Annotated in this window: 19 protein-coding genes; 6 read left to right on the top strand and 13 right to left on the bottom strand. The window is 72.1% G+C overall.

Going from position 1 to position 22987, the window contains the following annotated elements; genetic code table 11:
• Nucleotides 1-97 precede the first annotated feature (97 nt).
• A complete protein-coding gene (locus ACIGXW_RS17460; protein WP_399573789.1) occupies nucleotides 98-1756 on the bottom strand; it encodes an AMP-binding protein in 1659 nt (552 codons plus the stop codon).
• Complete coding sequence (locus ACIGXW_RS17465; protein ID WP_399573790.1) at nucleotides 1753-3438, bottom strand: AMP-binding protein; 1686 nt, start codon at nucleotides 3436-3438, stop codon at nucleotides 1753-1755. The genes ACIGXW_RS17460 and ACIGXW_RS17465 overlap by 4 nt, the downstream gene beginning before the upstream one ends.
• Nucleotides 3439-3793: 355 nt before the next feature.
• On the opposite strand from ACIGXW_RS17465, the gene ACIGXW_RS17470 reads away from it, so the two are divergent.
• A complete protein-coding gene (locus ACIGXW_RS17470) occupies nucleotides 3794-4195 on the top strand; it encodes an SAV_915 family protein (RefSeq protein ID WP_399573791.1) in 402 nt (133 codons plus the stop codon).
• Between the two features lie 44 nt (nucleotides 4196-4239).
• Nucleotides 4240-5580, top strand: a complete 1341-nt coding sequence (gene lysA, locus ACIGXW_RS17475) for a diaminopimelate decarboxylase (RefSeq protein ID WP_399574051.1) — start codon at nucleotides 4240-4242, stop codon at nucleotides 5578-5580.
• Between the two features lie 288 nt (nucleotides 5581-5868).
• Here lysA and ACIGXW_RS17480 read toward each other — a convergent pair whose 3' ends face one another.
• Nucleotides 5869-6345 carry a DUF1453 domain-containing protein gene (locus tag ACIGXW_RS17480; protein WP_399573792.1) on the bottom strand — a complete coding sequence of 159 codons (477 nt, stop codon included), beginning with the start codon at nucleotides 6343-6345 and terminating at the stop codon, nucleotides 5869-5871.
• A gap of 66 nt (nucleotides 6346-6411) precedes the next feature.
• Between ACIGXW_RS17480 and ACIGXW_RS17485 the strand changes: the two genes are divergently transcribed.
• Nucleotides 6412-7038 carry a TetR/AcrR family transcriptional regulator gene (locus ACIGXW_RS17485; protein ID WP_399573793.1) on the top strand — a complete coding sequence of 209 codons (627 nt, stop codon included), beginning with the start codon at nucleotides 6412-6414 and terminating at the stop codon, nucleotides 7036-7038.
• A gap of 24 nt (nucleotides 7039-7062) precedes the next feature.
• Here the strand turns inward: ACIGXW_RS17485 and ACIGXW_RS17490 are convergent, their stop codons facing one another.
• On the bottom strand, nucleotides 7063-8181 hold the full coding sequence (locus tag ACIGXW_RS17490) for a winged helix DNA-binding domain-containing protein (protein WP_399573794.1): 1119 nt from the start codon (nucleotides 8179-8181) through the stop codon (nucleotides 7063-7065).
• 112 nt (nucleotides 8182-8293) lie between these two features.
• Between ACIGXW_RS17490 and ACIGXW_RS17495 the strand changes: the two genes are divergently transcribed.
• The 3 genes from ACIGXW_RS17495 to ACIGXW_RS17505 all read left to right on the top strand — a co-directional run bounded on the left by ACIGXW_RS17495 (nucleotide 8294) and on the right by ACIGXW_RS17505 (nucleotide 11050).
• Nucleotides 8294-9466: a magnesium and cobalt transport protein CorA gene (locus ACIGXW_RS17495; protein WP_399573795.1), complete on the top strand. Its 1173-nt coding sequence runs from the start codon at nucleotides 8294-8296 to the stop codon at nucleotides 9464-9466.
• A gap of 323 nt (nucleotides 9467-9789) precedes the next feature.
• Nucleotides 9790-10005, top strand: coding sequence for a DUF6243 family protein (locus ACIGXW_RS17500; protein WP_071962458.1), 216 nt, complete (start codon nucleotides 9790-9792; stop codon nucleotides 10003-10005).
• Between the two features lie 181 nt (nucleotides 10006-10186).
• Nucleotides 10187-11050 (top strand): hypothetical protein, encoded by an 864-nt coding sequence (locus ACIGXW_RS17505; protein WP_399573796.1) that lies wholly within the window; start codon nucleotides 10187-10189, stop codon nucleotides 11048-11050.
• A gap of 51 nt (nucleotides 11051-11101) precedes the next feature.
• Here the strand turns inward: ACIGXW_RS17505 and ACIGXW_RS17510 are convergent, their stop codons facing one another.
• From ACIGXW_RS17510 to ACIGXW_RS17550, 9 genes are all read right to left on the bottom strand, one after another.
• Nucleotides 11102-13963 carry an NHLP bacteriocin export ABC transporter permease/ATPase subunit gene (locus tag ACIGXW_RS17510; protein WP_399573798.1) on the bottom strand — a complete coding sequence of 954 codons (2862 nt, stop codon included), beginning with the start codon at nucleotides 13961-13963 and terminating at the stop codon, nucleotides 11102-11104.
• A 2-nt stretch (nucleotides 13964-13965) separates the two neighbouring features.
• The gene (locus ACIGXW_RS17515; protein ID WP_399573799.1) at nucleotides 13966-16191 is read right to left on the bottom strand and encodes an NHLP family bacteriocin export ABC transporter peptidase/permease/ATPase subunit; all 2226 of its coding nucleotides are present in this window, start codon (nucleotides 16189-16191) and stop codon (nucleotides 13966-13968) included.
• Nucleotides 16188-16991: an HlyD family efflux transporter periplasmic adaptor subunit gene (locus ACIGXW_RS17520; protein ID WP_399573800.1), complete on the bottom strand. Its 804-nt coding sequence runs from the start codon at nucleotides 16989-16991 to the stop codon at nucleotides 16188-16190. The genes ACIGXW_RS17515 and ACIGXW_RS17520 overlap by 4 nt, the downstream gene beginning before the upstream one ends.
• Nucleotides 16992-17127: 136 nt before the next feature.
• Nucleotides 17128-17346, bottom strand: a complete 219-nt coding sequence (locus ACIGXW_RS17525; RefSeq protein WP_071962454.1) for a hypothetical protein — start codon at nucleotides 17344-17346, stop codon at nucleotides 17128-17130.
• Between the two features lie 379 nt (nucleotides 17347-17725).
• Nucleotides 17726-19375, bottom strand: coding sequence for an AMP-binding protein (locus tag ACIGXW_RS17530; RefSeq protein ID WP_399573802.1), 1650 nt, complete (start codon nucleotides 19373-19375; stop codon nucleotides 17726-17728).
• A 16-nt stretch (nucleotides 19376-19391) separates the two neighbouring features.
• Complete coding sequence (locus ACIGXW_RS17535) at nucleotides 19392-19991, bottom strand: TIGR00730 family Rossman fold protein (RefSeq protein ID WP_399573803.1); 600 nt, start codon at nucleotides 19989-19991, stop codon at nucleotides 19392-19394.
• Between the two features lie 135 nt (nucleotides 19992-20126).
• Entirely contained in the window at nucleotides 20127-20891 is a 765-nt protein-coding gene (thyX, locus tag ACIGXW_RS17540) for an FAD-dependent thymidylate synthase (protein ID WP_399573804.1), read from the bottom strand.
• Entirely contained in the window at nucleotides 20888-21889 is a 1002-nt protein-coding gene (locus tag ACIGXW_RS17545; protein ID WP_399573805.1) for a DMT family transporter, read from the bottom strand. The genes thyX and ACIGXW_RS17545 overlap by 4 nt, the downstream gene beginning before the upstream one ends.
• Complete coding sequence (locus tag ACIGXW_RS17550) at nucleotides 21886-22938, bottom strand: isopenicillin N synthase family dioxygenase (RefSeq protein WP_399573806.1); 1053 nt, start codon at nucleotides 22936-22938, stop codon at nucleotides 21886-21888. The genes ACIGXW_RS17545 and ACIGXW_RS17550 overlap by 4 nt, the downstream gene beginning before the upstream one ends.
• Nucleotides 22939-22987: the final 49 nt, after the last annotated feature.

The following is a 22987-nucleotide window of genomic DNA, read 5'->3' on the forward strand; positions in this document are numbered from 1 at the left end:
GACACGGGGGAACGCGGGCCCGTCCACGGGGGAAACACGGGGGAACCACACGGGGGTGTCGGGGCGGGCCGCTCGCGGCCCGCCCCGCGCACGTCCGCTACGGCTGGGCCACCGTCGCGGGCGCGGCCTCCAGCAGCGTCGTCGCCTCCTGCCTCAGCTCCACCTTGCGCACCTTGCCGCTGACGGTCATGGGGAAGGACTCCATCACCCGCAGATGGCGCGGCACCTTGTAGTGCGCGAGCCGGCCGCGGCAGTAGCGGGCGAGCTCGTCGCGGGTGAGGGTCTCGGCGGGGTCGTTGAGGATGACGCAGGCCATGATCTCCTCGCCGTACTTCTCGTCGGGGACGCCGATGACCTGTACGTCGCTGATCTTGGGGTGGGCGTGCAGGAACTCCTCGATCTCGCGCGGGTAGACGTTCTCCCCGCCCCTGATGATCATGTCCTTGATGCGGCCGACGATCCGTACGTAGCCGTCCTCGTCCATCTCGGCGAGGTCGCCGGTGTGCATCCACCGGTCGGCGTCGATGACGTCGGCGGTGCGCTCGGCGTCGTTCCAGTAGCCGAGCATCACCGAATAGCCGCGGGTGCACAGCTCGCCCGGCTCGCCGCGGCCGGCCGTGGCGCCGGTCGACGGGTCGACGATCTTCACCTCCACGTGCGGCAGCACGGTGCCGACGGTGCCCGTGCGACGGGCGAGGTCGTCGTCGCGGCGGGTCTGGGTGGAGACCGGGGAGGTCTCAGTCATCCCGTAGCAGATGGCCACCTCGGCCATGTGCATCTCCGTCACGACCCGCTTCATCACCTCCGAGGGGCACGGCGAGCCCGCCATGATGCCGGTGCGCAGCGAGGACAGGTCGTACGTGGCGAAGTCGGCGAGGCCGAGCTCGGCGATGAACATGGTCGGCACGCCGTACAGCGAGGTGCAGCGCTCGCGCTCGACGGCGTGCAGCGCGGCCGTGGCGTCGAAGATCGGGCCCGGGATGACGACGCAGGCGCCGTGCGAGGTGGCCGCGAGGTTGCCCATGACCATGCCGAAGCAGTGGTAGAAGGGCACGGGCAGGGCGATGCGGTCCTGCTCGGTGTAGCCGAGGGTCTCGCCCACGAAGTAACCGTTGTTGAGGATGTTGCGGTGCGAGAGCGTGGCGCCCTTGGCGAAGCCGGTGGTGCCGGAGGTGTACTGGATGTTGACGGGGTCGTCGCAGTGCAGCCGCGACTCGCGCTCGGCGAGCCGGCCGGGGTCGGTGGCCGCGCCGAGGCGGACGAGCCCCTCCCAGGTGGGGTCGCCGATGTAGACGACGTCGCGCAGGTCCGGGCAGGTGGCGCGGACCTGTTCGACCATGCGGCGGTAGTCGCTCGTGCGGTACTCGAGGGAGGAGACGAGCACGCTGATGCCCGCCTGGCGCAGCACGTACTCGAGCTCGTGCACCCGGTAGGCCGGATTGACGTTGACCATGATGGCGCCGATGCGGGCGGTGGCGTACTGCACCATGACCCACTCGGGGCAGTTGACGGCCCAGATCCCCACCCGGTCGCCCTTGGCCACGCCCTTGGCGAGGAGGCCCAGCGCGACCTCCTCCACCGCCCGCCCGAACTCCGTGTACGTCCAGCGCCGGCCGCCCTGGACGTCGACGAGCGCCTCGCGGTCGCCGAACCGGCCGACCGTACGGGCGAGATCGGCGCCGATGGTGTGGTCGAGCAGCGGAGTGTCGGTGGAGCCTGCCGCATGGGCGGCGGGGGGTGTGCTCACGGTGGTCACCGGTGGTCTTCCTCTCGGTACTCGGTGCCGCCGCCCTGCGCGGTGCGGTCGCGCAGCTCGATGCGGCGGATCTTGCCGGACACGGTCTTGGGCAGCTCGGCGAACTCCAGCCGGCGGACGCGCTTGTACGGGGCGAGCACGGATCGCGAGTGGGCGAACAGGGCCTTGGCGGTGTCCGGGCCCGGCTCCCAGCCGTCGGCGAGGACGACGTACGCCTTGGGCACGGACAGCCGCAGCGGGTCGGGGGCGGGGACGACGGCGGCCTCGGCGACGGCTTCGTGTTCGAGGAGGGCGCTCTCCAGCTCGAATGGACTGATCTTGTAGTCGCTGGACTTGAAGACGTCGTCCGCGCGCCCGATGTAGGTGATGTAGCCGTCGGCGTCGCGGGCGCCGATGTCGCCGGTGCGGTAGTAGCCGCCGGCCATCACCTCGGCGGTGCGGTCGGGGTCGCCCGCGTAGCCGGTCATCAGGCCGACGGGGCGCGTGCTCAGGTCGAGGGCGATCTCCCCCTCGTCGGCGGGCTCCCCGGTGTGCGGGTCGAGGAGAGCGACGGTGAAGCCGGGGCTGGGACGGCCCATGGAGCCGGTCTTCAGCGGCTGGCCGGGCGGGTTGGCGACCTGGACGGTGGTCTCCGTCTGCCCGAAGCCGTCGCGGATGGTGACGCCCCAGGCTTGCCGCACGGTCTCGATCACCTCGGGGTTGAGGGGCTCCCCGGCGGCCACCGCCTCGCGCGGCGGGGTGCGCAGCGCGCCGAGGTCGGCCTGGATGAGCATCCGCCACACGGTCGGCGGAGCGCAGAAGCTCGTGACGCCGCAGCGGTCCATCTCGGCCATGAGGCGGGCCGCGTCGAAGCGCGTGTAGTTGTGGACGAAGACGGTGGCCTCGGCGTTCCAGGGCGCGAAGAGGTTGGACCAGGCGTGCTTGGCCCAGCCGGGCGAGGAGATGTTGAGGTGGACGTCGCCGGGCCGCAGGCCGATCCAGTACATGGTCGACAAGTGACCGATGGGGTACGAGATGTGGGTGTGCTCGACGAGCTTGGGGCGGGCGGTGGTGCCGGAGGTGAAGTAGAGCAGCAGGGGTTCGTCGGCACGGGTGGGGCCGTCGGGGGTGAAGGTCTCCTCGGCATGGCGTTCGTGGTCCCCGTACGCCAGCCAGCCCTCGGGCGCGGCGCCGACCGCGATGCGGGTGTAGTCGCCGGGCACGTCGGCGAACTTGCCGGTGTCCTCGGCCCGTACGATCACATGGCGGGCCCGGCCGCGTTCGATGCGGTCGGCGAGGTCGGCGGGGCCCAGCAGGGGTGTGGCGGGGATGACGACGGCGCGCAGCTTCATCGCGGCGAGGGCGGTCTCCCACAGCTCCGCCTGATTGCCGAGCATGACGACGAGGCGGTCCCCGGCGCGTACGCCTCGCTCGCGCAGCCAGTTGGCGAGCCGGTCCGAGCGGCGGCGCAGCGCGTCGAAGGACAGGCGCTTCTCGTCGCCGTTCTCCTCCACGATCCACAGGGCGGTGCGGTCGTTGTCCCGGGCGATGGCGTCGAACCAGTCCAGGGCCCAGTTGAACGCGGTGGGGCGGGGCCAGACGAAGCCCTCGTACGCCGCCGCGTAGTCCTCGCGGTGCGCGAGCAGGAAGTCCCGTGCCTCCCGGAATCCGTCCGCCTGACCGGCCGTTCCGGTCGGGTCCATTGCCGTCACATGTCCTCCCGTTGCCCCGTGTTCGCGATTCTTCCAAATATCTCAAGGCGGAAGTCGGCGCGGCAGGGCCGGAGCCGGGCGGTTTCGGGTCCGGCTCTCTTTCGATGCGGGCGGCGGGCGGCGGGCGGCGGGCGGCGGGCGGCGGGCGGCGGGCGGCGGGCGGCGGCGTCAACGAGCCGTCAAGGGACCGCCGGGAGGGGTCAACGTGCTGTCAAGGAGGCGCTTGTGCGGGCTTGCACCGGGCATAGCGTGACCGACGCACCTCGCGACACCGCACCGAAGCTCCTCCTCCCGACACCTCACCGACGCACCCCCTCCCGACACCTCACCAAGGACCGTCATGCATGTGAGCCGTACCCCCGCCGAGGCGGCCGCCGTGGCCGCAGTAGCCCGCCCCGACGTTCCCGCGAGCCCCGAGAGTCATCCGGCCGACGACGGAGAGCCGTCCCATCCTGACCGGGAGGAGCCGCTGTACGTGCCCGTGCGGCCCTGCCCCGGCGGCTTCTCCCTGCGCGTCTACCGCACCCCGCTCGAGACCCGTACGGTCGTCGCCTTCACCAGCCGGCGACGGCTCGCCGACTGCCTGGGCCAGGCCGTCCCCTCGGTGCGCCTCGCCCTGCCCGCCGTGCGGTCCCTGGCCGCACCGCTCGGCGTCACGCTGGTGTCCGTCGACCCGCAGCTGACGGCGCCGCCCGTGCGGCCCGCTCCCGAGGACACCGTGCCCCTCCTGCCGACGTTCCCCGGCTGACTCCTCGCATCCGCTCATTCCCTCGAAGGAGATCATCCGTGTCCCTGCCCCTGGCCCCCGTCACCCTCCCGCCGCTGACCGGGGAGCCCTCGTCCACCCCGGTCTGGCCCGCCTCCACCCGCACCCTGCCCTCGGGCGACCTGGCCGTCGGCGGCGTCGCCCTCGGAGAGCTCGCCGACCGCTTCGGCACACCCTCCTACGTCCTCGACGAGGACGAGGTACGGGCCAGGGCCAGGGCCTGGCGCACCGCCCTGCCGGACGCCGACGTCGCCTACGCCGGCAAGGCGTTCCTGTCCCGCGCGATGATCCGCTGGATCGAGGAGGAGGGGCTCTCGCTCGACGTCTGCTCGGCGGGCGAGCTGGAACTCGCCGCGCACGCGGGCTTCCCCGCCGAGCGCGTCGTCCTGCACGGCAACGCCAAGAGCCCCGAGGACCTGCGCACCGCGCTGCGGCTGGGGGTGGGCAGGATCGTGCTCGACAGCACCGGCGAGATAGCCCGCCTCGCGGCCCTGGTGCCGCCGGGCGCCCGCCAGCGGGTGCTGGTGCGCGTGGTACCGGGCGTCGAGGCCGGCGCGCACGCGGCGGTGCGGACCGGGGTCGAGGGGCAGAAGTTCGGACTGCCGATCGCGGGCGGCGAGGCGGAGGACGCGGTGGCCCGCGTCCTGGGCCAGCCCCGCCTCGAACTCATGGGCCTGCACTGCCACCTCGGCTCCCAGATCGCCTCCGTGGAGCCGTACGTGACCGCCGTGCGGCGCCTGGTGTCCCTGCTGGCCCGCCTCCGCGACGTGCACGGCGTGACGTTCCCCGAACTCGGCCTGGGCGGCGGCTTCGCCATCGCCTACCGCGACGGCGACGCCGCCCTGGACCCGTACGCCTACGCCGACCGGGTCGGCAGCGAGCTGTCCCTGCGGTGCGCCCACGCCGATCTGCCGGTCCCCCGGCTCGCGGTCGAGCCGGGCCGCTGGATCGCGGGCCCGGCGGGGGTGGCGCTGTACCGCGTGCTGGCGGTGAAGTCCACGGGGAGCCGGGTCTTCGTGGCCGTCGACGGCGGCATGAGCGACAACCCCCGCCCGGCGCTGTACGGCGTGCGCTACACGGTCCGGCTGGTGGGCCGCGCCTCGGCGGTGCCCGAGCGGCGGGTGACCGTGGTGGGCCGCCACTGCGAGGCGGGCGACGTACTGGCGGAGGACGTGGCCCTGCCGGGTGACATCCGCCCGGGCGACGTCCTGGCGGTCCCGGCGTCGGGGGCGTACCACCTGTCGATGGCCTCGGCGTACAACCTCGTGGGCCGCCCCCCGGTAACCGCCGTAACGGCCGGCCGCGCCCGCCTGCTCATCCGCCGGGAGACCTTGGCGGACTTGCGGAGCCGGGACGTGGGCGAGTAGGCCCCCACCGGTCACGCCCAATCCCAACCCGTCCGGTCCGCCCAACCCCAACCCACCCGGTCCGCCCAACCCCAACCCACCCGGCGCGCCCAACTCCAACCCGCCCGGTCCGCTCAACTCCAGCCCGTCCGGTCCGCCCAACCCCAACCCGCCCGGCGGACTCAACTCCAGCCCGTCCGGCGGACTCAGCTCCAGCCCGTCCGGCGATTGAGGACAAGAAACGGTGAAAGGGCGGGGCAGGGGCAAACTCCCCCCACCCACACCACCGGCACACGCCAGGAAACGCCGTCACCCCGACCGCTCCGGCGCAAACGGCACCCCACTCACCATCCCCCGCCGCCCGATCACGAGCGCCTCACCGAGAAACCCCACCCCGATGGACAGCTGCATCGGCCGCGCCTCCTCGTGCATGCCCATCTTGGCCGCGAGGAGACCGAAGCCCCCCATGACGACCGCCGAGGCGACCAGGACGAGAAACGTGCGGCCGGTATAGCGCTGCCACAGCACCCCCTGCTTCTCGAAGATCTGGACGGTCCGCCCTCTCACGGCTCCGAGCGCGAGGCCCAGGACGGCGCCCGTCACGGTCCACGCGATGTCGGCGCCGTTGAGGCGCTGCGCGTGGGACAGCGCCAGGACGCCCAGACCGGTCAGGACGAGCGGCGTCACGAACAGGTCGCGCGCCTTGAGCGGTTCACCGATCAGCCGCTTGATCACGACGGCGACGACGCCCACCGCGATGAGGCCGGCCAGCAGCCAGACGTTCACTCCCACCCCTTAAATAGCTCGGTCGTGCTAAATAGAATTTAGCCCGGTCGTGCTATAAACGGCAACATGCCGAAGATCGTCGACCGCGAGGCCCGCCGCCAGGCGGTGGCCGACGCGGTGTTGCGGGTGGCCGGCCGGAACGGCCTGGAGAACGCGTCGCTGCGCAACGTCGCGGAGGAGGCGGGCCTGGCCATCGGCTCGGTCCGCCACTACTTCACCGACCACGGCGAGATGCTGCTCTTCGCCATGGACGAGCTGGCCGACCGCATCGAGCGGCGCGTCCGCACGCACGCCGGCGTCCTCCTGGACCCGGCGACCGACGACGCGGACCGCCGCACGGGCACCGAGGAGCTGCTGGCCGAGTTCCTGCCGCTCGACGGCCCCCGTCACGAAGAGTCCGCGCTCTGGCTGGCCTTCACCACCGCCGCCCGTACGCGTCCCGAACTGCGGCCCCGCGCGGAGCAGGTGCACCGGGGCATGCGGGAGCTGCTCACCCGCGTACTGAGCGAGGCTCGACGGGCGGGCGGGCTGGCCGAGGACGTCGATATCGCGGTGGAGACGCTGCGGCTGTCGGCCCTGCTCGACGGCCTCGCCCTGCAGTCCGTCCTGCAGGGGCCGGCCGAGGTCACGCCGCGCGCCATGCGGCAGGTGCTGCGCCGGCACCTGGACTCCCTGCGCCCGGGAGAACGGTGACCCCGAAGGCCGGAGAACCGCCCCCTACGTGACGGCCCCGAACCGCACTTCGTACTCCGCCCCCGGCGCGGCCATCGCCAGCACCCCCTCAGCCTCCTCCCGCACCGCCTCCCGCTCGGCACCGGAGATCCGCCGGAACGGCTCCACCGTCACCGTGGCCACCGCGTCCCGCGCCGTCTCCATGCGCCATATACCCGCGACGAAGCCGTCCAGCAGGACGGCGCGGTTGGCCCGGTTGACACGCCAGAGGCGGCGCAGGTCCTCGGGCGAGACGACACGGCTCCGGTCGGCGTGCGAGAGGGTGAGGTTGTCGAACTCCGGAAGGAGGCGGGCCGGGGCCGGGGTGCCGGGATCGGGCAGCGGGCCGTCCACGACGTCGAAGAGCTCCACCCCCTGTTCGTCCCGGAACGTGCGCAGGCGGGGCCGCAGGCCCTCGACCCGCTCGCGGAGCCGGGTCAGCCCGCACCAGGTCTGCATGTCCTTGACCGAGGCGGGGCCGAACGCCCCCAGATAGCGCAGCAGCACGGCATCCAGATCGGGGGCGGGATCGACCTCCGCGCCGAGCCACGCCTCCACGGTCGTATGGGCGGCCGGGCCGCTGCGCCCCCACAGCGCGCGCGGGGGCACCTGGACCAGCGGCAACAGGGTCCGGGCGGCCATGGCCAGGTCCTGCGGAGCGCTCCCGGGCCACTCCTCGGCCAGCGCCTGCCCGAGCGCGTGGAAGGTGTACGGGCGCTCGGCGACCAGCTCCCGGGCCCGGCCGGCCACCCGGTCCAGGTCCACCTCCGTCAGGCGCTTGCCGTGGTTGCCGCGGAACGCCCGCTCGTGCATGGGCTGGGACAACGGGCGCAGAACGCGGCAGTCGCGGGCGCTGACCAGGTGAATGGTGGAGCGCATCACCGCGATGCGCACCGCCGCGCGCGAGGCGAGCAGACCGGAGAGCTCCTCGGGGTCGAAGCCCTCGAGGCGGGCGGCGAGGGCGTAATAGGGGTCCATCGGGGCCTGGGCCTGGAGCCCCACCAGGCGCTCGACCGCGTCGATGGCCGGCAGCGCGACACGGCGCAGGAGCAGCTGGCGTTCCAGCAGGGCGCGGTTGAGCGCGCGCCGGGTCAGGACGGGCGCGGCCGCCCGGTTTCCGGTCATGTGCCTACGGTAAGGCGGACCACTGACAGCGCCCCCGGCCTCCCCCGGAGGTGGGATTTGGGGCCGTATATCCTGTTCTGCGGCCCAGTGACCAGCGAGAGGGAAGAGAAAAATGCCCGAGCGCCCTCCGCGCCACCGGTCCACGCCCAGGAAGCACTCCTGGCTGCGCCCCCCGAACGGCCGTACGGCACCCCCGGACACTCCCCCGGCCCCCACCCCCGCCACCGGCGCCGAGGACGGAGCCCTCGAACCGAACGGCGGCCAGGGCAGCATCGTCCACGCCGCCGTGTACCGCGACGGCCACCGCGTCGCCACCCCCGACTCCCTTGCCGAAACGTACCGGCAGCTGCGCGAGCAGCCCGAGAGCATGGCCTGGATCGGCCTCTACCGGCCCACCGAGGAGGAACTGGTCTCCCTCGCCGACGAGTTCGACCTCCACCAGCTGGCCGTCGAGGACGCCCTGGAAGCCCACCAGCGCCCCAAGCTCGAGCGCTACGGCGACACCCTCTTCGTCGTCCTGCGCGCCGCCCGCTACCTGGACGCGCCCGAGGAGGTCGACTTCGGCGAACTCCACGTCTTCGTCGGCCCCGACTTCGTCATCACCGTCCGCCACGGCGCCGCCCCGGACCTGTCGGCCGTCCGCCGCCGCATGGAGGCCACCCCGGAGCTCCTCGCCCTCGGCCCGGAGGCCGTGCTCTACGCCATCCTCGACGCGGTCGTCGACGGCTACGCCCCCGTCGTCGCGGGCGTCCAGAACGACATCGACGAGATCGAGACCGAGGTCTTCGGCGGCGACCCCGCCGTCTCCCGCCGCATCTACGAACTCGCCCGCGAAATGGTCGAGTTCCAGCGCGCCACCCGCCCCCTGGTAGGCATGCTCCACGGCCTGATGGCCGGCTTCACCAAATACGGCACCGACGAGGAACTCCAACGCTACCTCCGCGACGTAGCCGACCACGTCACCCACACCAGCGAACGCGTCGACGGCTTCCGCTCCGCCCTCGCCGACATCCTCGCCGTCAACGCCACGCTCGTCACCCAGCAACAGAACGCCGAGATGCGCGCCCTGGCGGAGGCCGGCTTCGAGCAGAACGAGGAGATCAAGAAGATCTCGTCGTGGGCGGCCATTCTGTTCGCACCCACACTGGTGGGAACGATCTACGGCATGAACTTCGAGGCGATGCCCGAGCTGAAGTGGACGTTCGGGTACCCCTTCGCGATCCTGCTGATGGCGGTGGTGTGCGTGAGCCTGTACTTCATCTTCAAGAAGCGTGACTGGCTGTAGGCAGCACATCAAACAGCAGCCCGCAGGGGCCCCTGGGGAGAATCTGGGGTGGCACAGCGTCTGTGCGCCAGATCATCACCGCGCAGGCCCCGGTCGTAGCCGAGCCGGCCCCGGGCGCTCGCCGGAATCCCGGCCGACACCGGGGCGGCGGAAACCCTGGCGCGCGGGGCCGACGGGACCAGGTAACGTCTTTGTCATGTTCTTCCAGACACCGATTTACGAGTGAGAGCGTGACGGGCCCCTGCTGACGTCCTTCGACGTCGCCGCGCCCGTCCCCCACCGATGAATCCGTAGATCACTTCACATCATCACCGGGAGAACCCGTGACCGACAGCAAGAACATCAACAACCCCGTGGGCCAGGGCGGCGGCCAGCGCAAGAAGCTGTCCCGCGCCGAACGGCAGAACAACGGTCCGCACCGCAACCGCGACCGCCAGAGTGCCGCCGCCCAGAAGGCCGAGCTGGTGCGCAAGATGCGCGAGAAGGCACGCGCAGCTGAGGCCGCCGGGCAGGCGAGCGACGGCACCGCCCAGAGCTGACGCACCTCCGCCACACGGCGGCACCGCACGGGGCAGGGCCCGGACCGCAACACGCGGTCCGGGCCCTGCCGCCGTGTCGGGGTTCTGCCGCGGTCGTGGCCGGCGTAGTTGGCGTGTTTTGGGGACGCCGCGAGCGGTTCGGCTCCCCCACCATGGGGCCCTTCCGACACTTGGGGTGGTCATGGCAGCGCATCAGCCGATATCGCGTCGTACGGCGCTCAAGAGAGCCGCCGGCGCCGCGATCGCCGCCGGGGCGGCGTCGGCGGTCGGTGGGGTCACACCCGCCGCCGCGAGCACGCTCCGTCTCCAGGACGTACGGGCGTTTCACGGCACGTGGCTGGGGTCGTACGACGGTCGGCATGCCAAGTTGGAGATCGTGGCCCAGCAACAGCCGCCCAGCAGCTACTACACGCTTTTCCTCAAGTTCAGCGAGCTGGAGCGGAACGAGACCTATTCGGGGTACGTCCAATACGTTCCCCTGAACGCACACGAGATCCGCAACATCACGCTCACCGGCCCCAGCACTCTCAGCTGGCCGAACCTGCTCCTGCACACGTGGAACACCGACTACCTCTCGGGCACGAGCAGTTGGAACGGTGTGGGCTTCCCGATGTCCTTCTCCCGTTCCACCGTTGCGCCGCCCTTCGCAGCGGGTCGGCCATTCCGGGGCTATGGAGACTGGTACTCGCCGCCCCACAACCACTCTGAGTACGCGGGCAACGTCGACGGCCGGCGGGCGAAACTGGAAGTCTTGAAGTACTGGGTCAGCGGCAAACCCCAGACCCAGTTCACCCTGACCGATCTGGACCGTGACACGGCCTACGCGGCCACGTTCCTGGACGTGGACTTCGGTAGCTGGAGCATGGACCGCCAGCGCAATCCGCTCGCCGGGGTCACGATGAAGCCGGTCCGCCCCGGCCCCGAACCGAAGTACATCGAGTCCCTGTACTGGCATTCCTGGAACCCCATGTACGTGAGCGGCGCGGACATCTGGCAGGGCGGCCGGTACGGCATGTCCTTCGTCCGCCAGACGCCACTGCCATAGCACTCGTTCGCCGAAAAGGGCCGCGTGGTCTCCGCGACGCCCGCCCCCCCCTCACCCGATCTGCCGGCGCACCAGTTCGTGGAAGAGGCCGCCCGCGTCCGCGAGCAGTTCTGCCGGGGTGCCCTGCTGGACGACCCGGCCCTCCGACATGACGACGACCCGGTCCGCGTCCATGACCGTCGACAGCCGATGGGCGATCACGATGCGGGTGGCGTGCAGGGCGCGGGTGGACTCGATGACCACGCGTTGGGCCTCGTTGTCCAGGGCGCTGGTGGCCTCGTCCAGGAAGAGGATGCGGGGTTTGCGGATGAGGGCCTGGGCGATCATGAGGCGTTGGCGCTGGCCGCCCGAGACGGTGGTGCCGCCGTCGGAGAGGACGGTGTGCATGCCCATGGGCATGGCCTTGATGTCGTCGGCCAGGCCTGCCATCGCGGCGGCCTCCCAGGCCTCTTCGAGCGGGTAGGTCTCGGCGCCGCAGATGCAGTCGAGGATCGAGCCGGAGAAGGGCTGGGCGTTCTGCAGGACGACGCCGCACTGGCGGCGCACGGCCGCGCGGTCGAGTGCCGCCAGGTCCTGGCCGTCGTAGAGGACGCTGCCGGAAGCCGGCTTGTCGAAGCCTATGAGCAGCCGCAGCAGAGTGGACTTGCCGCTGCCGCTGGCCCCGACGATCGCGACGAACTCGCCCGGTCGCACCTGGAGGGACACGTCGTCGAGCACCAGCGGGCCGTCGTCGGCGTAGCGGTAGGACAGCCGGCGGGCCTCGACGGCTCCGCTCAGTTCGCCCGGGCGGGTGCTGGAGCCGCGGACCTCGGGGGTCTCCCGGAGGATCGGCTTGACCTGTTCGAACATCGGCTGCACGGCGGCGGCCGAGAGGAGCGCGCCGGTCAGCTGGGTGATGGAGGACAGCAGCATCGTCACGGCGGTGGAGAAGGTGAGGAACTCGCCGGCGGACATGCTGCCCCGGGCCGGGCCGGCCAGCAGCATGAACATCACGAGTGTGCACAGCGGCAGATAGACCGCGTTGAGCACGGTGATGACGTTCTTGATCCGGCCGATGCGCTGCTGCAGCTCGCGGGTACGGGCGAACTCCCGCGCCCAGGCGGCGTAGGCGAAGGACTCGGCCGCCGCCACGCGCAGCTTGGGCAGCCCGCGCAGGGTCTGGAACGCCTGGTTGTTGAGCTTGTTGCCGAGCCGGATGAGCTGCCGCTGGTAGCGCAGCTGCCACAGCCCCAGGCCCAGGAAGACCGCGGCGACGACCAGCAGCATGGCGAGGGCCACCAGTGCCAGCGGCACGCTGTAGACGAGCAGCAGTACGAGGTTCATCGCGCCGACGGTGCTGGCCTGCACGGACACCGGGCCGATGCCCGACAGCACGCGGCGGATGGAGCTGATGCCCATGGCCGCGCCGGCCAGTTCGCCGGTGGAGCGGCCGGTGAAGAACGTCGTCGGCAGCCGCAGCAGCCGGTCCCAGACGGCCGGCTGCAAGGTGGCCTCGATGCGGCCCTCCATGCGCAGGATGGCGATGTTCTGCAGCAGCATGAAGGCGGCCGAGACGACGCTGGTGGCGATGAGCGCGAGGCAGGTCTGCACGATGAGGCCGTTCTCGGCGGCGGGTACGTACGCGCCGAGCACCTTGCCGGTGGCGAGGGGGACGAGCGCGCCCAGGCCGACCGCGACCAGCCCGCCCAGGACCAGGCTGCGCAGCTCCGCGCGGGTGCCGCGCACGCTGAAGCGCAGCAGCCGCAGCAGGCCCGTCGGCCCGTCGGGCAGCGGGCGGTAGAACATGACGGCCTGCGGTGCGAAGGCGGCCTCGTTGGTCTTGCCGATGCGTTCCCGTTCGCCGGTGGCGGGGTCGACGGCTTCGTAGGCCCCGCGCCGCCACAGCAGTGCGACCGGGGTCTCGTCCTGCGCGCGCCGGCCCACGAGCGGTCCGCTGTTCTCCCGCCACCAGCGGTCGCCGAGCCTGACGACGCGGGTGCGGATGCGGGAGGCGAGCGCGATGCGTTCGACGGGGTCCGTCCGCTCCGGGCCGGCGCCGGCCTCGCCCGGATCGGACAGGGCGATGCGGGCCTCGTCGGCGACCAGGCGGCACACGGCGAAGGTCGCGTCGTCGCTCGCGCCGCGGCCGGGGCGTCCGCCGGAGCGGTCGATGGAGGCCAGCAGCGCCTGGTCCGCCTGGCTGCGGGCGGCCTCGCCGGCCTCGATGCCGGCCGCCGTGCGGTCCTCGTGGGCGCGTTCGAGCTGCTCGATCCAGCGGTCCAGGGCGTACAGCAGCCGGTACTGCTGGTCGACCATGCCCTGCCACATGGCCGCGTCGACGAGGAGGGTGCCCGCGGTGTACCCCTCGTAGGCGGCGCCGTACTGCACGCTGCCCGGGGTGATCTGCATCCACAGGACGTCGTCGTCGGCGCCGCCCCCGCCCGTGGTGGCGCGGCCGTCCAGCGGTGCCTGGTAGAGCACGCGCAGGCCGCGGCCGATGCCGAGCGCGAAGGCGTTCTCCAGGGGGCTGAGCGTCCCGTCGGCGGTGTCGTACCAATGCTCGCCGCCGTACCCGTCGTAACCGCCGTACCCGCCGTACTCGCCGTACCCGCCGTACTCCGGGCGGGACAGCTCGCGCAGGTCGACGCGGCGCAGCCGGCAGCCCTGGCGGGGGCGGCCGACGAGCGTGTGCTCGGGGCCCTCGGCCGGGCCCAGCAGCAGCGTGCCCGCCTCCAGCCGGCCCAGGAAGTGCCAGTGGCCGGCCTGGGCGGCGTCGACGGCGAACAGGTCCAGCTCGCCCTCCTCGACGAGCCACAGCACGAGCGGTCCTTCCAGGGACAGGCTGCGCAGGCCCGTGCAGTCGACCGGCGAGCCGAGCCCGCCGAGGGCCGCCACCACCGGATCGGTGACCGGGGTGTAGTGAGGAGTCGTCATTCTCAGTGCTCCTTGACCAGTTCGGCGTACGCGCCGCGCGCGGCGATCAGGTGTTCGTGCCGGCCGCGTTCGACGACCGTGCCCCGGTCGAGCACGACGATCTCGTCGCTGTCGCGGACCGTGCTCAGCCGGTGGGCGATGACGACGCAGGCGCAGCCGCGACGGCGGAGGTTGTCGATGACGACCTGCTCGGTCACCGCGTCCAGGGCGCTGGTCACCTCGTCGAGCACCATGACGCTGGGGCGGCGCACCAGTGCCCGGGCGATCTCCAGGCGCTGGCGCTGGCCGCCGGAGAAGTTGCGGCCGTCCTGTTCGACGCGGCTGTGGATGCCGCCGGGGCGGCGGGCCACCACGTCGTACACGGCGGCGTCCTCGAGGGCGGCGACGACGGCCTCGTCCGGGATCGACGGGTCCCACAGCGCGACGTTGTCGCGGACGGTGCCCTCGAAGAGGAAGACGTCCTGGTCGACGAAGGAGACGGAGGCGGCGAGCGCGCCGCGCGGGATGTCCTCCAGCCGCATCCCGTCGATGCGGATGGTGCCCTCCCAGGGGGCGTAGAGGCCGGATATCAGCCGCGAGACGGTGGACTTGCCGCTGCCGGAGCCGCCGACGAGCGCGATCTGCTGTCCGGGGCCGACGGAGAGGGAGAAGTCCTTCAGCAGCGGCGCGTCCAGGGGGCTGTAGCCGAAGGTGATGGCGTCCAGCTCCACGTGGCCCTTGAGGCGGCGGGTGCCGCCGGGGGGTTCGGGCCGTGAGTACAGCGGGTCGACGGGGAAGTTCTCGACGTCCTTGAGGCGGGCGACGTCGGCGGCGAAGTCCTGGATTCGCCCGGCCACGCCGTTGAGGCGGGTGATGGGCGCGGTGAAGCTGGTGACCAGGGCCTGGAAGGCGACGAGCAGTCCGACCGAGAGGTGCCCCTCCACCGCCCGCAGGCCGCCGATCATCAGGATCAGCGCGCTGTTGAGGGCGGCCAGTGTGGGGGCGACGACCGCCAGCCAGGCGCTGGGCACGCCGAGCCGCTGCTGTACGTCGAGGGTGACGGCGTGCTGGCCGGCCCAGCGGCGGAAGAAGCCGTTCTCGCCGCCGGTGGCCTTCATGGTCTCGATGAGCTGCAGGCCGCTGTAGGAGGTGTTGGTGAGCCGGGCGCTCTCGGCACGCAGCTTCTGGGTGCCGGTGGCGCGCAGGCGGATCACGATGCGCATGGCCACCACGTTGAGCAGTGCGATGCCGATGCCGACGACGGTGAGCTGCGGGTCGTACGTCCACAGCAGCACCGCGTAGAGGACCACGACGACCGCGTCGACGCCGGCGGCGGCGAGGTCGCGTGCCAGCGTCTCGGCGACGGCGTCGTTGGACTGCAGGCGCTGGACCAGGTCGGCCGGGTTGCGCTGGGAGAAGAAGGTGACCGGCAGCCTGAGCAGGTGGCGCAGGAAGCGGGCGCTGCCCAGGGTGGAGGAGATGATGCGCCCGCGCAGCAGATTGGCCTGCTGCAGGGCGGTGAGCGTGGCGGTGAGCAGGACGGCGGCCGCCATCGACGTGAACAGCACGCCCAGCGCGGACGTCTGGTCGCCGATCAGGAACATGTCGATGTACGTACGGCTCAGCGCGGGTACCGTCGCGCCGACGGCCACCAGCAGGAGGCTGGAGACCACGGCGGCGAGCAGGGTGCCGGAGGTGCCGCGCAGGCGGGCCGGCAGGGCGCCCATGACGCCGGGCCTGCGGCCGGTGCGGCGGAAGCCGTCGTCGGGCTCGAAGGTGAGGACGACGCCGGTGAAGCTGGTGTCGAACTCGTCCATGGGGACGAAGCGGCGGCCCTTGGCGGGGTCGTTGACGTACACGCCGCGGCGGCCGAAGCGGCGGCCCATGCCGTCGTAGACGACGTAGTGGTTGAACTCCCAGAAGAGGACGGCCGGCGCGCTCACGCCGGCGAGCGCGGCCAGGTCCATCTGCATGCCCTTGGCCTTCAGGCCGTAGCCGCGGGCGGCCTTGAGGAGGTTGCTGGCGCGGGACCCGTCGCGGGAGACGCCGCAGGCGATGCGCAGCTCTTCGAGGGGGACGAAGCGGCCGTAGTGGCCGAGCACCATGGCCAGCGCGGCGGCGCCGCACTCCACCGCCTCCATCTGCAGCACGGTGGGGGTGCGGACGGTCTTGTGTCTGCCGGTCACCGGGGCCGTCGCGCGGCGACGCGTGCCGGCCTTGGGCTCCGGGCGCCGACGGCGCGCGGTCACGGCAGCAGCCAGTCGACGGGCCGCTGGGCGGAGAGGTGGACGGCGCCGGTGACGGGCGTCGTGGAGTCGACGGCGTACGGGGGCCCGCCCGCGGAGGACCACCGGTAGCCGGAGGTGGTGGCGGAGCGCTCGAGCTGGACGAGAACGGCGACGGGGTTCCCCTGCCGGGAGAACTGCGCGGCGAGCCGGCTGTCGCCGAGGAAGCCGCTGATCTGCGCCGGTGTCTGGGGCGCGCGGCCGACCGCCTTGACGCGGCCGCGCAGTACGCCGAACCTCTGCTGGGGGACGGACTGCACGCTCAGGTCGACCGGGGCGCCCACGGGGATCGTCCCGCCGCTTCCGCCCGGTACGTACAGCACGGCGACCATCGGGTCGTCCGGGCTCGTCACCCGTTCCACGGTCGCCACGTCCGCGCCGGTCGTGACGACGGACCCGATCTTGGCGACGAGGGTCGTCACCCGGCCCCCGGCCACCACGCGCACGGTCCGGGCCCCCCGGTCCGTACCGACCTCGAGCAGGGGTGCGCCCGGGGGCAGCAGTTGGCCCTCCTTCGCGAGGACTTGCGTGATCTGCCCCGCGTACGGGCTCTGCAGCATGTAACTGCCCTCGGCGTGGGTGAGGATGCCGGGTGCGCTCAGCTTCGAGGAGACGGATCCGGTGAATGCCCAGAAGCTCGCGGCGGCCATGACGACGACCGTGACGGCCAGAACGAGGCGGCCCTGCGGGCGCGCGAAGCGCACGGGCAAATCGAGTTCTTCGGGCGATTGCAGCTTGGAAAGCGCCTTTTGGCGGAACTGCACGAACCATTCCTTCGACTGCATTCGTGACACGGGTGCTGAAATGTGCGGCGGAATTCCGGGCAGCCGTGAACCCCGGAACCGGGATGGGGAGTTCCGGGGTTCCGGGGTTCACGGGGTACGGATATCCCGCCCGGGCTCAGAGACCCGCGACGCCGGCCTGCACGCCGACGATGCCCTCGACCTGGCCGACGACGCCGGGGACGGCCTGGACCGTCTGCAGGCCGGTCACGGTGCCCAGCACGTTGTGGACGTCGCCGGTCACGGCGCCGAGGAGGCCACCGGAAATGCTCACACCGCCGGAAACGGCGTCCAGCTCGGCGTCGGCGATCTCACGGGTCTCGAGGTTGTCACGCATTTTTTGCGCACCCTTCATTCGTCTGAATATTTCTCAATGAGCACCTCAGCGACCCGGCCTTTTACGACCACCGTTCTCAGGGCCGCTGCGGTGCGCAGATATAAGCACGCGAACAGGTGGCACGGCCAACCGTGTTGACGCCCGACGACGAGCGGGAGGGGGCGACTATCCGATTCCTATACCCAACCATCACAACTTCTTCACAGGATCGAGTAACAGATGCGAGGGGTCCGCGGCGCTCGCGGAACATAGCCGGACACACGTTCATCAAGCGCACTGGGCATAACCGGCATACCGAGGAGCGGCGGGGGCTCGTACCGCCGGTCACACCCACATGTGAAGATTTATTGAAGCGACGTCAGGTAGCCGGACCACCACGCTATGTGGCGACCAGCTCCCGCTCGCGCTCATGGCGGAGCTGCTTCCGCTTCACCTTCCCGCTCTCCGTCCGGGGCAGGGCCTGCCGGAAGTGCACGGCGCGGGGGTAGAGGTGGGCGGCCAGGCGGTGCTTGATGTGCAGGCGCAGGGCCGTGGCCAGGTCGTCGCCGGGGACCGCGGCGGGGGTGAGGACGACGAACGCCTCCAGCACCTCCCCGCGCAGGGCGTCGTCGACGGCGGTGACGGCGGCCTCGGCGACGGCCGGGTGCTCCAGGAGGGCGTTCTCCACGTCCACCGGGCCGATGCGGTAGCCGGCCATGATGATGACGTCGTCGTCACGGCCCGCGAAGGCGAACCGGCCCCGGTCGTCGGCGCTCGCCAGGTCGCCGGTGAGGAACCACCGGCCGTCCGGGCTGAACCGGCCGGAGGTCCGCGGCCGGCCGCCGAGGTAGTGGGTGAACCACATCAGGGGGCTGTGCGGCACGTCGACGGCGAGGCAGCCGACCGTGCCGGCGGGCAGCGGCCGGTGCGTGCTCTCGTCGATCACGGCCAGGGTCCAGCCGGGGAGGGCCGGGCCCATGCGGCCGGGGGCGGGGGCCGCACGATGGCCGGGGTGCCAGGCGGTGCCGAGGACCATGCCGAGTTCGGTCTGGCCGTAGTGGTCGTGGACCGTCGCCCCCAGGTGCTCCTCCGCCCAGCGGGGCAGGTCCGGGTTCAGGGGTTCGCCGGCGGCCGAACAGCAGCGCAGGGCCTGCGGGCGCGTCCAGGGACGGTCGTGATTGCGCAGGGCGCGGTAGACGGTGGGCGCGGCCGCGAAGTTGGTGACCTTCAGCTCGGCGAGGACGCGCAGGGTCAGGGCGGCGTCGAATCCGGACGCGAGGAGCAGTGTGTGCCGGCCCAGGGCCAGCGGTCCGATGACGGCCTGGTAGAGGCCGTACCCCCAGCCGGGGTCGCTCATGTTCCAGAACACGTCGTCGGCGCGGTGGTCCAGCGCGTAGTGCTGGTAGGAGACGAAGGCCGCGAGGGCCCGGGCCGGGATGGGGACCGCCTTGGGCGCCCCCGTGGTGCCGGAGGTGTAGAGGGTGATGAAGGCGGCGTCGCTCGCCCGCCGGATGCGGGCCGGCGCGGGTGCGGCGGCGCCCTCGGCCTCCAGCGCGCGCAGCGTCGGTGCGGTGCCCGCGGCCGTGCCCCCGTCGCCGTTGACGACCACGGTCCAGGGCGTCGCACCGGCGTCGTCGCGCAGCGGGTCCAGCTTGGCCAGCAGGCCGGCGTCGACGACGAGGGCCCTGGCGGTGCCGGTACGGGCGGCGATGGCCCGGTCCGCGAAGGCGGTGAAGAGGGGGACGTGGACGGCGCCGAGCCGCCAGAGGGCCAGCAGCACCACGACGAGTTCGGCGGACTTGCCCATCAGGGTGGCCACCTGGTCCCCCGGGCCGACGCCCAGGCCGGCGAGGCCGCCGGCCAGGTGCCGGGAACGGTCGGCGAGTTCGCCGTAGGTGACGCTCTCCACGCGCAGTCGCTCCCCGTCCGGGCGGACGACGCTCAGCGCCCGGCGGTCGCGCGGGTGGCGGTCGCAGAGCAGGCCGGCGATGTCCACGACGGTGTCGGAGTCCTGGCAGAGGAGCTGTTCGATGAGGGCTTCGGCTTCCATGGCGGGCTCTCCTTCCTCAGCCGGCGGCGGTCAGGGCGGCGGGGACGGCGGCGGGCCGCTGCCAGCGCGGCGGCGGCGGGGTCCAGCGGTCCATCAGCTCGAGCAGTTCGTCGGCGTCCCGCACCGGCAGCAGCGAGGCGCTCTCCCGCGGGCTCATGAAGCCGTAGTGGGCGGCCTTCGTCGCGAGGGAGAGCAGACGGCTCCAGTAGTTCTCGGTGTTCAGGAGGGTGACGGGCTTGCCGTGGTGACCGAGGACGAGCGCGGCCCAGACCTCGAAGGTCTCCTCCAGCGTTCCCACCCCGCCGGGCATCGCGACGAAGCAGTCGCCCAGGGTCTCCATCATGTGCTTGCGTTCCTGCATCGTGTCGACGATGTGGAGTTCGGTCAGCGAGGTGTGGGCCACCTCCGCATCGGCCAGGGACGTCGGGATCACTCCGATGACCTTGCCGCCGGCCGCAAGGGCCGCGTCGGCGACCACTCCCATGAGGCCGACGCTTCCGCCGCCGTAGACGATGTCCGCACCGGCCTGGGCCAGCCTGCGGGCGAAGGCGGCCGCCTCCTGGGCGAAGGCCGGTCGGTTGCCTGACGACGATCCCGCATAAATGGTGACGCGCACGTGGAATCCAACCTGTCTGGGTGAGGGAGAGGAAGGGCCGGGAGAGACAGAGAGAGAAGAAGAGGAGGAGGGGCGCCGGCCGGGCGGCGGTAGGGGGAGCCGCGGCCCGGCCGGCCGTCGGGGGGCGTGCGGGTGTTACGGGCTGACGCGCCCGTACGACTCGAACGCCGCGTGGGTGAGGGGCATCAGGCGGGCGAACTCGGCCTCCATGCCCTCGGCCACCAGCTCGATCTCCCGCTGCGGGGAGGACGGGTAGGCGGAGTCGGGACGGTTGGTGCGCAGGCCGAGGAAGTGCATGAGGGCACGGGCGTTGCAGGTGGCGTACACCGAGGAGTACGTGGCGACCGGGAGCACCATGCGGGCGATCTCACGGGCGATGCCGGAGTCCAGCATCCGGCTGTACTCGCGGTAGGCGGAGAGGTAGACCTCGCTCGCCGAGGTGACGACGTCCTGAAGGTCGCCCGGGCCGCCGGGCACGTACTGGTAGTGGCCGGGCTTGCCCTCCTGGCGCAGCAGGCGCTGCTCGTCGGGGACGTAGAAGACGGGCTCCAGCTCGCGGTAGCGGGCGCTCTCCTCGTTGAAGGACCAGGTGCGGTGCCGCATCATGTGCCGGACCGTGAAGATGGGGGCGCTGATGAGGAACGTCATGTAGTTGTGCTCGAAGGGGCTGCCGTGGCGGCAGCGCATCAGGTACTTGATCAGGCCCTCGGTGTAGCCGTCGCCCTTGTCCTCGCGCTGGGCGCGCTCGCCGGCGGTGGAGACCCGGGCCGCACGGACCACGCTGAGGTCGCTGGCGCTGTGGTCCACGAGCTCGACGGTGATGTCGCTGCGCAGCTCGATGTCCGGGCGCCCGGCGAGGGCGGTGCCGGCCGTGGTCTCTTCACTGATCTGGAGGGTCATGTCAGCTGCCTTTCGGGAAGAGGGGTGTGCGGATCGTCCTGGCGCACGGCGGGCGGCCGGGCGGCGAGGACGGCGGCGAGGACGATCGCCGCGGAGGACAGAAGCGTGGTGGTGCCCGTCCGCCCGCCGCCGTCGGCGGCGAGGTCCAGGGCGAGGGACCCGAGGGTCTGTCCGCCGGTCATGGCCAGGCCCATGACCAGGACGCCGGTGTGGCGCACCAGGAGCACCGAGGCCATGACGAAGACCACGCCCAGCAGACCGCCGCTGTAGAGGAGGGCGTCGTGCGGCCAGTGCGTCGGTGCTCCCGACACGGCGAGGTCGACGACCAGGGCGGCCGCGACGACGAGGACGCCGAGGAGGAAGTTCAGCGCCACAGACGGATAGGGGCTGCCGGCCACGGCGTTGAGCCTGCCGTTGACGGCCATCTGCCAGGACAGGCCGATGCCGGCGGCGAACGGGAGCAGGGCCAGCCAGAGGGTGCGGGCGGTGAGGGAGTCCAGGAGCGGGACGGTCACGGCGGCCAGGGCCAGTGCGGCTCCGGCCAGGCGGCGGGCGTCGGCCCTGGTGGCCGGGCCGGGGCCGATGCCGCGGTGGTCGACCCACAGCCCGCTCAGGCTCTGGCCCGCCACCAGGGCGATCGTGTAGAGGGCCGCGCCCAGCGCGGTGGTGCTCGTCGCCTGGGACAGCACCACCACTCCCCCGACGATGCCGCCGAGGAAGTGCCAGGGCCGCAGGCCCGGCCCGGGGGTGCCGCGGTGGGTGAGCCGGGCGGCGCCGCGGCGGAATCCCGGCAGGAAGGGGCAGAAGAGCGCCAGCACCGCGAAGCTGAGGCCGTCGGAGACGGCGGCCGCCGCCACGGGGTCGTGGACCGCCTCGCCCAGCCGGCCGTTGATCCAGGCCTGCAGGGCCAGCACCGCCCCCGCCGCGGTGGCGGAGCCGATCGCCCATGCCCTGGGCCGGGCGCGTGCCCCGGCCCGCGGGGCCGGGCCGGTGCTCATATGCCGTACGCGGCGCTGAGCTTGCCGGTGAGATAGGCCCCGGAGGTGGTGGCCGGGTGGCGCGGCGGGTTGCCCGGGCCCGTGCAGGTGGGGATGCATTCGATGGGGGCGTCGTAGTTGGGCTGGAGGAAGAACGGCACGGAGTAGCGCTCGCGCAGGGCCACGTCGCGCGGCGGGTTGACCACGCGGTGGACGGTGCTCACCCAGCGGTTGTTGGTCCAGAAGGCCATGAGGTCGCCGATGTTGATGACGAACGTTCCGGCGATGGCCGGCACGTCCACCCACCGGCCCTCCTTGTCGAGGACCTGGAGGCCGCCGGGGGCGCCGTCCTGGTACAGGATGGTGAGGCTTCCCCAGTCGCTGTGGACCCCCTTGCGCAGCTGGCCGGGCTCCGGCGGGTGCTGCTGGCCGGGGTAGTAGTTGGCCGTCAGGTTGGTCATGTGCCGGTCGATCTTGTCGTCGAACCAGGTCTCGGGGAGGTCCAGGGCCAGCGCGAAGAGGCGCATGAGCTCCTGGGCCAGCTCTTCCATGACCGCGTAGTAGGCGGTGTAGGCCTCCCGGAAGCCCGGCAGGTCGGGCCATTTGTTGGGCAGGCTCAGCAGGGCGGGCGCGTCGGCGGGGAGGCCGGTGGCGCCGGGGTCGCCGAGCCTGTTGTAGGTGTAGGTCTCGGAGAGGTCGGCGAGCCGGCGGGCCTGTTCGGGGTCCGCTCCGGCGTTGGCCGCGGCCAGGTTGCCCTTGCGGCCGAAGCCCCGCATCAGCGGGTCGTCCCGGTCGGCGAGGAGGCGCTGCTTGTGCTCGTCGGGGAGGGCGAAGAAGGCCCGGGTGGCCTCGTAGGCGTCGCGGATGGCCGTCTGGGGCACCCCGTGCCCGGTGATGGCCATGAAGCCGCTGTTCTCACAGACGTCTCCGATGGTCCGGGCGACCTGGAGGCGGCCGGCCCGGTCGCCCTGGCGGGCTCCGGAGATGTCGATGACGGGGACGTACCCGTCGACCAGGGTGATGGGCCTGGTCTCCGTCGCCGCGGGCCGCGGCGGGGTGCTCGTCGTCACCTCTTGGCTCCTTGTTCCTTGGTGTCCTGGGGGTTCCCGCCGGTGGCGG

The sequence above is a fragment of the Streptomyces sp. NPDC053079 genome (genome assembly GCF_044546695.1).
Lineage (GTDB): Bacteria > Actinomycetota > Actinomycetes > Streptomycetales > Streptomycetaceae > Streptomyces.

What these genes read in the sequence shown, in the direction of transcription:
- ACIGXW_RS17465 (WP_399573790.1), bottom strand. Translation starts at nt 3,438, where the DNA reads ATGGACCCGACCGGAACGGCCGGTCAGGCGGACGGATTCCGGGAGGCA.
- ACIGXW_RS17545 (WP_399573805.1), bottom strand. Translation starts at nt 21,889, where the DNA reads ATGAGCACCGGCCCGGCCCCGCGGGCCGGGGCACGCGCCCGGCCCAGG.
- ACIGXW_RS17490 (WP_399573794.1), bottom strand. Translation starts at nt 8,181, where the DNA reads ATGACCGGAAACCGGGCGGCCGCGCCCGTCCTGACCCGGCGCGCGCTC.
- ACIGXW_RS17505 (WP_399573796.1), top strand. Translation starts at nt 10,187, where the DNA reads ATGGCAGCGCATCAGCCGATATCGCGTCGTACGGCGCTCAAGAGAGCC.
- ACIGXW_RS17530 (WP_399573802.1), bottom strand. Translation starts at nt 19,375, where the DNA reads ATGGAAGCCGAAGCCCTCATCGAACAGCTCCTCTGCCAGGACTCCGAC.
- ACIGXW_RS17525 (WP_071962454.1), bottom strand. Translation starts at nt 17,346, where the DNA reads ATGCGTGACAACCTCGAGACCCGTGAGATCGCCGACGCCGAGCTGGAC.
- ACIGXW_RS17495 (WP_399573795.1), top strand. Translation starts at nt 8,294, where the DNA reads ATGCCCGAGCGCCCTCCGCGCCACCGGTCCACGCCCAGGAAGCACTCC.
- ACIGXW_RS17510 (WP_399573798.1), bottom strand. Translation starts at nt 13,963, where the DNA reads ATGACGACTCCTCACTACACCCCGGTCACCGATCCGGTGGTGGCGGCC.
- thyX (WP_399573804.1), bottom strand. Translation starts at nt 20,891, where the DNA reads ATGACCCTCCAGATCAGTGAAGAGACCACGGCCGGCACCGCCCTCGCC.
- ACIGXW_RS17485 (WP_399573793.1), top strand. Translation starts at nt 6,412, where the DNA reads ATGCCGAAGATCGTCGACCGCGAGGCCCGCCGCCAGGCGGTGGCCGAC.